The following is an 11,140-nucleotide window of genomic DNA, read 5'->3' as shown; positions in this document are numbered from 1 at the left end:
TCGGGTGACCCGGCAACGTCCCCGAGGTCGGCGAGAGGCGGGAACCACGCCAGATCGGGCAAGGGGTACGGCGGCAGTGCCGCCATCGAGACGTGCAGGTCGGCCGGCGACGCTCTGCCACCCGCCGACGATTCGCCCCAGCTCGGTGAACCCCAGTGATGCCAGGCCGTCTTCCAATGCTGGGTCGTTCATCTCGGTACCGGACCGACATTTACGTTGTAAGCTACGAACATGTGTTCGGTTTGGGGGTAAGCTGTGCGGCGTGGACAGGCTTCTGGAGCTCCGACAGGCCATCGACGGCCTGGTTGCGTTGGAGACCGTCGCGCTGTCCGACGACGAGTTGGGTGAGCTGATCGTCGGGCTGCATCGAGAGGCGGCACGCCTCACGGCGTGTGCCACACGGGTGACGGCGGCGTTCGACGGGCGCCGGGCCTGGCGCGATGACGGATCAAGGAGCCTTGGTGCCTGGTTGCAGCGGCACTGCCACACCTCCCGGCGGGAGTCGCGGGCCCAGGCGGCCCGGGCCAAGCATGTCAGGCTCATGCCCCACACCGCGGCCGCTTTGGCGGCTGGCGAGATCGACGATCAGCACGTCGGGGTGTTGATGGGCCTGGCGGGGTCGGCGCGCATGATCATCGCCGACGCCTTCCCCGAGGCCGAAGCGACGCTGGTCGAGTACGCGAAGACGCTGGACTTCGAAGACTTCGTGGCGGCCTGCCGGCATTGGGAGAGCGTCGTCGATGCCGACGGCGAAGAGGCCCAGGCGGCCGACGACCTCGAGGCCCGGCGGTTGCACCTGTCGGAGACGTTCCGGGGCAACGTCGTCCTCGACGGCCAACTCGACCCGATCTCGGGGGCGATCGTCAGCGAGGAGTTGGGTCGGATCGAACGGGAGCTGTTCCGATCCGACTGGGCCGACGCAAGGGCCGTCTGGGGCGCGAGCACGCGGGTGGAGCACCTGGCCCGGACGGCGGCGCAACGACGCGCCGACGCGCTCGTCGAGATGGCACGGCGCTCGGCGATCGCGCCCGCCGACGGCTGAGCACCGATGCCGCTGTTCGTGGTCCACATCGGCTACGAGAGCTCGGCGCGGCGGATGCTGGAGCTGGCGAACGGCACCGTCGTGGCGCCCGGTCAGCTGCTGCCCTACCTGTCGGAGGCCGAGTTCGAGCGAGTCGTGTGGGGGCCTGAGGATCGGATCCTCACCCTGTCGAAGCGGGCCAGGTTCTTCACCGGTGGATTGCGCCAAGCCGTCAAGCACCGCGATCGACGCTGCACCGCTCCCGGCTGCCGGGTCCCCGCCGAAGACTGCGACATCGACCACGTCCAGCCCTGGGCCCACGGCGGCGAGACCACCCAGGACAATGCCCGCTGCCGTTGTGGCCACCACAACCGCCACCGGGTCGACCCCAGCCACCCCCCGCCATGAGGTCAGCCCACGTCGGTGAGGAGCGTCGACCAGTGCCGGGCGACGACGGCGATGTCGAAGTGGTCGACGCAGTGCTGGTGGGCGGCCTTGCCGAAGGGCTCGGCGTCGGCCAGCACCGTGCGGAGCGCCGCGGTGAACGCCTCGACGTCGCCGGGTGGGGCGAGCAGCCCGGTCTCGCCGGCCCGGACGATCTCGGGGATGCCGCCGACGTCGCTGGCGACCGCGGCGCGGCCGGTCAGGCCCGCCTCGATCAGGACGCCCGGCATCCCCTCGGTGCGGCTGGGAAGGATGACGGCGTCGCCGGCGGCCAGGGCCTCCCGGGGGCCGTCGACCGGACCGGCGAAGTGGACCCGGCCCGGCGCCGTGGCCTCGGCGAGCGATTCCAGCGCGGCACGGTCAGGGCCGCCGCCGGCCACCAGCAGGTGGACGTCGGGCAGCGCCGCCACCGCCCGGATCGCGGTGTCGACCTGCTTCTCGGGGCTCAGCGCCCCCAGGTACGTGACCACCGGCTCGCCGTCGGGCAGGCCGAACACGCGGCGGGCGGCGGCCTGGGCCGTCGCGTCGGCCAGAGGGCAGCGGGACGCCGGCACGCCGTTGGGGATCACCGCCAGCTTGGCGGTCGGCACGCCGTGGACCCGGGTCAGCACGTCGGCGGCACCCGGCCACAGGGCCACCACCCGCGCCGCCCGGCGCAGCAGCAACGCCGTCCGGGCCCGGCGCACGCCGCTGCCGGACCACGCCATCGGGTCGCCGATGCTGCGGTACACGAACGGCACCCGCAACCCCGGCAGCGCTACGGCCGCCGCCAGCAGCGTCTTCGACCCGTGGGCCACCACCACGTCTCGCCCGCGGGCGCCGGCCCGCAGTGCCCGCAACGTCGACAGGGCGTACGGCTGGTCCCCCAACGTCGGCACGCCCAGCCCTCCGTCGGACGAACCGGGGGTGAGGGCGACCAGCTCGTCGGTGCGGCCCTGCCCCCGTAGCTCGGTGACCAGGTCGAGGGCGAAGACCTCGGCGCCCCGGCGCTGGCTGGCGGTCACCACGTGGAGGCACCTGCCCTGCTCAGTCATCGCCGTCGTTCTAGCCGACCCCTGGCCGACCCCTGGCCGACCCCCGGGCGAGGTGCAGTAGCGTGACCACCCAACACCGGAGGCGAGACCGGAAGAAACGGCGGGCAAGCAGTGAGAGTCGACGAACGGTGACGAGCCGAGCGGGAGCCTTCCATCGGCTGCCGGCCGGCGGTGGTGAGGGCGAAGACGAGTCGACGGTGCTGTTCGTCAGCGCACCTGTCGGCGTCGGCGGCTCGACGCGGTCGATGGCCAACGTCCTCACCTACATGATGGGCCGCGCCCGGAGAGTGCTGGCCGGCCCACCCGACGGCAGGTTCCACGACCTGGTCCACGACCTCGCCGCGAGCGAGGTGTACCTGCCGATCATCTCCAGCGAGCGCCCCCGGCCGCCCCGCCGGGCCTGGAGCGCCGTCCAGCTGGCGATCTTCGCCCGTCGCAACCGCAGGAACCTCACGGCGATCCACGCCAACGGCCTCAAGGAGATGAGCCTCAGCATCGCCGCGGCGGCCCTGAGCGGCGTCCGCCTGGTGGTGTGGGTCCACGAGTTCAACCTCCCGCCGTCGGTGCTGCGGCTGGGCTGGCTGTGGCGCCAGGTGCTGCGCCGCATCGACGTGCAGTTCGCGGCGGTGTCGCCGCTGGCCCGCGACGTGGTGGCCCAGGCCGGCCTCACCAAGGCCGACGACGTGGCCGTCGTGCCCAACCCGATCGACCCGGCCGACGTGCTGGCCGACCGCCCCGCCGACGACGATCCCCGTCTCCGCGTCGCGTTCCTGGGCAGCCCCTTCGTCTACAAGGGCTTCCAGTACCTGCCCGACCTGGTGCGGCTGACGACAGCGGCCGACGCCCCGGTCCGCTGGCTGATCTTCTCCCGCCAGACCGACGACTCGCTCCCCGAGGTGTGGGACGAGCTGCGGGCCATGACCGACACGCACCCCGTCTCGATCGAGGGCAAGTTCACCGACGTGCGGGTCGCCTACGGCCGCTGTGACATCGTCGTCGTCCCGTCCGACCTGGAGTCGTTCTGCCGGGTGGCGGCCGAGGCGATGCTGAACGGCCTGCCGGTGGTCGGCAGCGACCTCGAACCGGTCCGGGCGCTGCTGGGCGACGAGGCGGCGGGCATCCTGTTCCCCGTCGGCGACGTCGAGGCGGGCGCCAAGGCGATCGTGCGCCTCGCCGGCGATGCCGACCTGCGGGCCGAGCTGGGCGCCGAGGGACGTCGCCGGGCCCTGGCGTTCTCCCCCGAGGTCGTGGGCGCCCGGTTCGGGGAGCTCTACCGGCTCGCCTACTCGTCGGCATGAGCACCGCCCCGCGGGTCGTGGTCGTGTCGCACGAGGCGACGCTGACCGGAGCGCCGCGGGTGGCGGTGGAGGTGGTCCGCGCCCTCGGCGGCGAGGATCGCACCGTCGTCGCCGTGCTCCGAGCCGGTGGCCCGTTGACCCCCGCGTTCGAGGCTGCCGCCGACGGGTTGCGCCAGGAGCCGTTGGCCCGGGCGCGGGCCGGGCTGCGGCGGGTCGGGGCGCTGCGCCCGCTGGTGAACCGGCTCGACGAGCTGGTGGCGGGCTACGTGCTGCGCCGTGAGCGTCCGACCGCCCTGTTCCTGAACACGGTGAAGTCGGCCTGCTACGTGCGCCCGGCGCTGCGCCGTGGCATCCCGGTGGCGCTCCTCAGCCACGAGCTGGGGACGCTCGCCTCGTCGGTGCTGCGGCGCTACCCGCTGGGTCACCGCTGGCGTGACGTCCGGCTCCTGGCCTGCTCGGCCGCGGCTCGCGACACGTTGGCGCCCCTCGTCGGCGTCGCCACCGAGGACATCGAGGTCGTCACCTCGCCGGTCGACGTGCAGGCCGTGGTGGCCGCCGCGGGGACCCGGACCCACGAGCCCACCGGCCCCGTCGTGGGCGGGTGCGGCACGGTCAACGAGCGCAAGGGCGTCGACCTGTGGCTGCAGGTGGCCAAGGCGGTCCAGGACCAGCGCCCCGACCTCGGGGTGCGGTTCCGCTGGGTCGGGGAGCGCAAAGGGGACTGGCTCGACGAGGGCGACATCGGGAACGGCGTCGAGCTGACCGGCCAGGTCGCCGACCCGTACCCGCTGATCGCCGGCATGGACGTGTTCACGCTGCCGTCGCGGGAGGACGCCTTCCCGCTCGCGGTCATGGAGGCGATGGCGTTGAGCCGGCCCATCGTGGCGTTCGACGTGGGCGGCGTGCGCGACCAGCTCGGCGACGCCGGTGTGATCGTCGCCGCCGGCGACACGGACGCCATGGCCGCGGCGGTCGTCAGGTTGCTCGACGACCCCGATGCCGCCCGGGCGCTGGGCGAGGCCGCGGCGACCAGGGCCAGGGAGCTCCACGACGTCGCGCCCTTCCACCAGGCCATCCGCGATGTCGTCACGTCGCTCCGCCCCAAGCCGACCAAGGCCTTCCTCCTCAAGTCGTGGCACGCCGGCGACGCCCACGAGCAGCGCTACCGCATCGAGCTGCTGGAGCGCCACGGCGTCGACCTCCGGTACTCCGACGCCGTCGACAGGCCGCCGTGGACGTTCGCCCCCGTCAGGAAGCTCGTCCGCCGCCTCGAGCGCCTCGGCGCCCCGTTCCTCCAGACCCTCCTCGCCGCACCGAGGATCGCCCGGTCGGACGCCGTGGTCGCCGTGTTCGAGAGCCAGGGCAACTTCCTCGCCGGCCTTCGGGCCCTGCGGCTGTGGCCCTTCACCCGCCCCCGGTTCGTGGTCGTGGCCTGCTGGCTGGCCATGGACGCCCCCAAGTTCTCGCCCCGCAAGCTCCGGGGCTACCGCTGGGCCTACCGCCGCGGCGTCGACGAGCTGGTGTTCTTCTCACCCAACCAGACCGAGGTCTACCGCGACCTGCTCGGCATCCCCGAGGACCGGCTCGCCTACGTGCCCTTCGGCATCGACCACCAGTACTTCACGCCCCGCGACGTCGAGGAGGAGGGCTACGTCCTCGCCGTCGGGCGGGACAAGGGCCGCGACTGGCCCACGCTGTTCGACGCCGTCCGCGGCACCGACCTCGACGTCCGGGTGGTGTGCCGCCCCGACGACATCGAGGGATTGGACGTGCCCGCCAACGTCACGCTCCTCGGCACCGTCGACCGCTCCACCTACCGCGACCTCACCGCCCGCGCCCGGGTCGTCGTGGTCGCCACCCGCCCGCTGGCCTACCCGACCGGGCAGAGCGTCACCCTGGAGTCGATGGCGCTGGGCAAGTGCTGCGTGGTCACCGACACGCCCGCCATGCACGACTACCTCGACCACGAGGTCGACGCCCTGCTGGTGCCGCCGCACGACAGCGCCGCGCTCCGTGCTGCGCTCGAGCGGGCCATGACGGACCCCGACCTGCGCAAGCGCCTCGGCACCGGGGCCCGTGAGGCCGTGGAGCGGACGTTCAACGCCGCGGCCATGTGGCAGACGGTCGCCGGACATCTCCGACGTGTGAACGTTGCAGGTAGTTGAACTCTCAACGAGACTTGTCGCTCTACAACGGGAGCGGAAGATTGGGCGTCTCGGCGGACGGATGGCAGGCAGCATCGCTGGAGCAGTTCCTAGGGCACGGGCCGGACGGCAACGAGGAGATCGAGCTGATCGGCGGCGCCCAGGGCGAGGGCCTGGTGTTCGGCTGCCGGCACATGCCCGCGGCGGGCGGTGCCACCTCCGGGGTCGTGATCTGCCCGCCGGTGCTGGGCGACGCCGCGGTCAACTACCAGCGTGAGGCGCGCCTGGGCCGTTGGCTGGCCCGCGCCGGCGTGGCCTGCCAGCGCTTCCACTACCGCGGCACCGGCGACAGCGACCGGGTCGACGGCGGCATGTCGTTCGCCTCGCTGGTGGCCGACGCCCGCCGCGCCACCGACGAGCTGCGCGAGCGCTGCGGGATCGAGCGGATCGGCTTCCTCGGCACCCGGATCGGTGCGCTGGTGGCGGCCCGCGTGGCCGCCGACTTCGACGGGGCGCCGCTCGCCGTCTGGCAGCCGGTGGTCGACCCCCGGCGCTTCGTGGAGGACAGTGTGAGGGTCGACTCGGGGCGCCACGGGCTCGCTGCCGCGCCGCCGGGGCTCGGCGCCCTGCCCGTCGGGTTCGAGGGACCGCCGGCCCCTGCGGCCACGCCCGCCTGGTCGCTCCACGACGTGCCGCTGGGCCGCGACCTGTTCGACCCGAGCGTGATCGACAACCTGGTCGACGCCGCCGGCCGTCGCCCCCGCCCCATCCTGCTCGTGCAGCTGCACCGGCGGGTCGGCCTCGCCCCCGAGTACCGGGCTGCGGCGGGGCGCTGGCAGGCACGGGGCTTCTCGGTCGACGTGGCCTACGACCCGACCGAGGACGACTGGTGGGAGGTGCACCCGGGCTGGCGGCCGTCCGACGAGGTGCTCTCGGCCACGTCGTCGTGGCTGCCGGCGCGCCTCGCACCCGGCGGCAACACCATCTGGGAGGGAAGCACGTGACCGAGGGCACCACCGCAGCCAGCGAGGCCACCGTGGCCGGCCACCGGAGCCACGGGAGCGACGAGCGGCGGCTCCGGGTCGTCCACGTGATCGACTCGCTGGCCGGGTCCGGCGGCGCCGAGAACCGGCTGGTGGACGAGGTGCAGGCCCTCGACGAGCGGTTCGAGCAGGTGGTCGTGCGGCTCTACGAGCGCGACTTCCTCGACGAGCGCCTCACCGAGGTGGGCATCCCCGTGGTGGCGCTGGGGTTCCGGGCCGGGCGGGCCGGCTGGTCGTGGCCGCTGGTGGCCCTGCGACTGCGGGGCGTCCTGCGCTCGTGGCGGCCCGACGTGGTGCACACGTCGCTGTTCAGCGGCAACCTCGTGGGCCAGCTGGCCGGGGCGACCCAGGGGATCCCCGTGGTCTCCACGTTCAACCGCACCGGCGACGTCGCCCTGCAACGGCAGCTCCAGGCCGGCGTCGCCAGCTGGAAGGGCCGCACCATGCAGGCGATCGGGCGCTGGGCGACCGGGCGCGGCGACGTCCACTACCGGTCGGTGGGCGACTACGCCCGCTCCACGAACTGCCGGTCGATGAAGCTCGACCTGGCACGGGCCACGTCGGTGCCGCGGGGCGTGCAGCTGTCGACCGCCGACGTGAAGGCCGAGCGCAGCCCGTTCGGCCTGGCCGACGACGTGCCGCTGTTCGTGAACGTGGCCCGCCGCGTGCCGGAGAAGGCCCAGCACCTGCTGGTCGAGGCGTTCGCCACCGTGGTCGAGAAGCTGCCCGACGCCCACCTCGCCATCGCCGGTGCCCCGGGCCCGGCCGACGCGGCCGTGCAGGCCGCCATCGACGCCAACGACCTGGCCGACTCGGTGCACCTGTTGGGGTTCCGGCCCGACGCCCGCTCGCTGGTGGCGTCGGCCGACGTGTTCGCCTTCAGCTCGGTGTCGGAGGGCTCGCCGGGCGCGGTGGTCGAGGCGCTGACGTTGGGTGCGCCGGTGGCGGCGTTCGACATCCCGCCGGTGGTGGAGCTGACCGACGGCGGCCGGCATGCCTGGCTGGCGCCGACGGGTTCGGTCGACGGCCTCGCCGACGCCATGCTGGCGGCCTACGGGGCGGCCGACCGGGAGGAGCGGATCGACGCCGCCCGCCGCTGGGCCGACCGCTACCAGCTCTCGTCGGTGGCGGCGCAGCTCGGCGACCTGCTGGAGAACCGGGCCCGGCGCACGAGTGAGGCGGCGGCATGAGCGAGCTCGAGCGGGGCGCGTTCGTCGTCTCGATCGACACGGAGCTGGCCTGGGGCGAGGCGCACAAGCGCGACGGCTCGGTCGCCGGTCACCACTTCGAGCGGGAGCGCGAGGTGGTCGACGGCATCCTCGACGTCTTCGCCCGCCACGAGATCTCGGCCACCTGGGCCGTGGTCGGGCACCTGTTCCTCGACTCCTGCGCCGGCCATCCCGACCTGGCCCAGCCCACCTACGACTGGCTGGACGGCGACTGGCTCGACGTCGACCCCCGCGCCGACGTCGCCGCCGCCCCCTTCTACTACGGGAGCGACATCGTCGAGCGGCTGACCGCCTGCCCGGTGCGCCAGGAGGTGGGCAGCCACTCGTTCTCCCACGTGATCGTCGACGACCCGGGCTGCAGCCCCGACGTGTTCGCCGGCGAGCTGGCCGCGGCGCGCCTGGTCGCCGAGCCGCTGGGCGTGGAGCTGCGGTCGTTCGTCTACCCCCGCAACGCGATCGCGCACCTCGAAACCCTGCAGGCCGCCGGGTTCACCAGCTACCGGGGCGGCCGGCCCGAGAAGCCGTTCGCCGGCCTGTCGGGCTGGCGGCGCAAGGCGGCGCTGCTCGCCGATCGGGTGGTGCCGCTGCCGGGCTCCGCCGTGCAGCCCGAGCACCACGACAGCGGCCTGTGGAACATCCCGCAGACCTACCTGTTCGCCCCGGTCACCGCGGGTCATCACCTGCCGCCGGCGCTGTGGGCCCGACGCCCGATCGGTCGCCTCCGTCAGGCGGCCCGCACCCGGTCGCTGTTCCACCTCTGGTTCCACCCCTACAACGTGACGGCCGACCCCCAGCGGGCCCTCGACGCGCTCGACCGCATCTGCCGGGCCGCCGCCCGTCTCCGCGAACAGGGCCGCCTCGACGTCGTCACGATGACCGAGCTGGCCGAGCGCCTCGCCGTCCGGGCGCCGGAGCCCGCGCCGGCGTCTACGGGTACCAGACCCGCTGGCGCAGCGAACCGCTGAGCCTCCCGGCCCGGTAGGCGAGCCCGCGGCAGCAACGGCCCCGCCAGGCCGGTGAGACCAGTGCCTGGGGGAGCCGGGCCGCCAAACCGAGATAGGTCCGCAGCACGCGGGTGAGACTGGGTGGACTGATCCCGTGCTCGCGGAAGGTCGCGAACAGGACGGCGTCGCTCTTGCCCACCTTGAACGCCTGCCGCATGGTCGAACGGATGTCGGTGCGGAAGCGGTAGTGGACGATGGCCTCCGGTGCGGGCCGCAGCTCGACGCCGGCGAGCTGGGCGCGCCACGAGAAGTCGACGTCCTCGCCCATCAGGAGCGATTCGCTCCATCCGCCGAGCGCCGACCAGACGGCCTTGTCGACACCGATGTTGCTGCCGCGGGCGAAGGGGAGGAAGCCCAGGTGCGGGTGCATGCCGCCGTCGCTGCCCCGGCCGCTCCAGTGGATCCAGGACAGGACCACGGGGTCGTTGAGAGCCTCCTCGTCGAACGACCCGCCGATGATCGCTCCTGGCGCGCTCTGGGCGACGAGCTCCCGGAGCCAGGAGCTCGTCACGACGTCGTCGGCGTCGCAGACAGCCACGAAGCGGCCTCTGGCCGCCTCGACCGCGGCGTTGCGGGCATGGCTCACGCCCGTGACCGCGGACGAGTCGATCAGCCGAAGCTCCTCGAACTTGCTCCGCCAACCCTCGACCATGGCCTGCGTGCCGTCGGTCGAACCGTTGTCGCTGACGAGCAGCTCCCACGCGCCTGTGTAGTTCTGCTCGCTGAGTGCCGACAACTGCGCCTCGATGGTCCCCGCACCGTTTCGCACCGGGATGACCACGGTCACCAGGCCCGGCCAGACCCCCTCGTCGGGGGCCGCCGCCGCAGTGTCGACCTCGCCATCCGCCGGGAGGTCCACCGACGGGACGCTAGCACTCCCCCCGGAGGGATTCGCGGCCGGAGCGGGTGAGGCGCTGGGAGTGCCACGCGATCCAGTCGGGCCGGGTGACCAGGCGGGTGGTCAGGGGCACAGGGCGGGAGCGGAGTTCGTAGCCCAGGTCGGCGAGGGCGTCGCCGGCGAGTGCCTCGAAACGACTGACGGCGGCGGCCGGTAGGTCGCGGCGCCAGTCGCGCAGGCCGGGCCGCAGCGGGCGTGTGACGTAGCGGTTGTGGTGCGGGTACGGCTCGGTGCGCAGGGCCTCCGCGGCGGCCTTCTCGTAGCGCAGCATCGCCGGCTCGAACGAGAGGTCCAGCGCCGCGCACAGCGCCCGGACCGTCGGCTCGGGCCGCTCCACCAGGTCCTCGTAGCGCAGTTCGTGGTAGCGGACGGACGGCAGCTGCCCCGCGGCTTCGCGTCCCTGCAGCACCCGGTGGCGCCAGTGCAGCGCCGCCCGCTCGATGCTCTCGACCCAGCCCAGCTCCAGCAGCGACGCGGCGACGTCGCGCCCGTCACGCATCACGTGCACGATGCGGGCCTCGGGGAGCAGCGCCGCCAGCAGGGGGATGCGCAACACGTGGTCGGGGGTCTTGTCGGCGCAGCGCTCCTTGTCCTGCCGCTGGGCCCACAGGGCGTAGAGCCGGCGGACGGCGTCGCCGTAGGTGGCGCACGGGTCGTCGCGGAAGGACCGCTCCACCAGTGGGCGCCGCAGCTGCCAGCGGGCGAACGACTCGTGCTCGTAGAGGGCGTCGAGCATGCGGACCGCGTCGAAGCGTTGGGAGACCTCGGGCACGAGCGCGATCAGGAAGCGCGACTCGGGGGCGACGGCGACCTCGGAGTGGCTGGCCAGGATCGCCCGCACCAGGGTCGTCCCCGAGCGGCGACAGCCGACCACGAACGGGAACGGCGGCCGCTCTGGCACGGGCGGTGGCGCGGCCCCGTTGCCGTTCGTCCGCTTGCCCTGACCGGTGAGGTCGTCCGACATCCTTCAGCCCCGAGTCGTCCCGGCCGTACGGGCCCCTGGCGGCGCAGGGTACCGCAAGGGG

At 73.5% G+C, this 11,140-nt stretch carries 10 protein-coding genes; 7 read left to right on the top strand and 3 right to left on the bottom strand.

What is annotated here, in order from left to right:
* Positions 1-262: 262 nt before the first annotated feature.
* Entirely contained in the window at positions 263-1,042 is a 780-nt protein-coding gene (locus tag VK611_20410) for a DUF222 domain-containing protein (GenBank protein ID HMG43706.1), read from the top strand.
* 6 nt (positions 1,043-1,048) lie between these two features.
* Complete coding sequence (locus VK611_20405) at positions 1,049-1,429, top strand: HNH endonuclease signature motif containing protein (GenBank protein ID HMG43705.1); 381 nt, start codon at positions 1,049-1,051, stop codon at positions 1,427-1,429.
* 2 nt (positions 1,430-1,431) lie between these two features.
* Here VK611_20405 and VK611_20400 read toward each other — a convergent pair whose 3' ends face one another.
* Positions 1,432-2,499 carry a glycosyltransferase family 4 protein gene (locus VK611_20400; GenBank protein HMG43704.1) on the bottom strand — a complete coding sequence of 356 codons (1,068 nt, stop codon included), beginning with the start codon at positions 2,497-2,499 and terminating at the stop codon, positions 1,432-1,434.
* A 128-nt stretch (positions 2,500-2,627) separates the two neighbouring features.
* On the opposite strand from VK611_20400, the gene VK611_20395 reads away from it, so the two are divergent.
* Genes VK611_20395 through VK611_20375 form a run of 5 tightly spaced genes read left to right on the top strand, consistent with a single transcriptional unit; the run spans position 2,628 to position 9,178 of the window.
* Positions 2,628-3,797 (top strand): glycosyltransferase family 4 protein, encoded by a 1,170-nt coding sequence (locus VK611_20395; protein ID HMG43703.1) that lies wholly within the window; start codon positions 2,628-2,630, stop codon positions 3,795-3,797.
* Positions 3,794-5,962 carry a glycosyltransferase gene (locus tag VK611_20390; protein HMG43702.1) on the top strand — a complete coding sequence of 723 codons (2,169 nt, stop codon included), beginning with the start codon at positions 3,794-3,796 and terminating at the stop codon, positions 5,960-5,962. Before VK611_20395 ends, VK611_20390 begins: the two co-directional genes overlap by 4 nt.
* Positions 5,963-6,003: 41 nt before the next feature.
* Positions 6,004-6,945, top strand: coding sequence for a hypothetical protein (locus VK611_20385; protein ID HMG43701.1), 942 nt, complete (start codon positions 6,004-6,006; stop codon positions 6,943-6,945).
* Positions 6,942-8,174 carry a glycosyltransferase gene (locus VK611_20380; GenBank protein ID HMG43700.1) on the top strand — a complete coding sequence of 411 codons (1,233 nt, stop codon included), beginning with the start codon at positions 6,942-6,944 and terminating at the stop codon, positions 8,172-8,174. Before VK611_20385 ends, VK611_20380 begins: the two co-directional genes overlap by 4 nt.
* Entirely contained in the window at positions 8,171-9,178 is a 1,008-nt protein-coding gene (locus VK611_20375; GenBank protein ID HMG43699.1) for a hypothetical protein, read from the top strand. The genes VK611_20380 and VK611_20375 overlap by 4 nt, the downstream gene beginning before the upstream one ends.
* Here VK611_20375 and VK611_20370 read toward each other — a convergent pair.
* Both VK611_20370 and VK611_20365 read right to left on the bottom strand, forming a co-directional pair.
* Positions 9,141-10,076 (bottom strand): glycosyltransferase, encoded by a 936-nt coding sequence (locus VK611_20370; protein ID HMG43698.1) that lies wholly within the window; start codon positions 10,074-10,076, stop codon positions 9,141-9,143. The genes VK611_20375 and VK611_20370 overlap by 38 nt on opposite strands.
* Positions 10,077-10,086: 10 nt before the next feature.
* Complete coding sequence (locus tag VK611_20365; protein HMG43697.1) at positions 10,087-11,079, bottom strand: sulfotransferase; 993 nt, start codon at positions 11,077-11,079, stop codon at positions 10,087-10,089.
* Between the last annotated feature and the right edge of the window lie 61 nt (positions 11,080-11,140).

This window comes from Acidimicrobiales bacterium (genome assembly GCA_035316325.1).
GTDB lineage: Bacteria > Actinomycetota > Acidimicrobiia > Acidimicrobiales > VFJN01 > DASXTK01.
This window is presented reverse-complemented; position numbering and strand designations above follow the sequence as displayed.

Coding starts and splice junctions, on each gene's coding strand:
- VK611_20405 (HMG43705.1), top strand. CDS start 1,049: ATGCCGCTGTTCGTGGTCCACATCGGCTACGAGAGCTCGGCGCGGCGG.
- VK611_20400 (HMG43704.1), bottom strand. CDS start 2,499: ATGACTGAGCAGGGCAGGTGCCTCCACGTGGTGACCGCCAGCCAGCGC.
- VK611_20390 (HMG43702.1), top strand. CDS start 3,794: ATGAGCACCGCCCCGCGGGTCGTGGTCGTGTCGCACGAGGCGACGCTG.
- VK611_20375 (HMG43699.1), top strand. CDS start 8,171: ATGAGCGAGCTCGAGCGGGGCGCGTTCGTCGTCTCGATCGACACGGAG.
- VK611_20365 (HMG43697.1), bottom strand. CDS start 11,079: ATGTCGGACGACCTCACCGGTCAGGGCAAGCGGACGAACGGCAACGGG.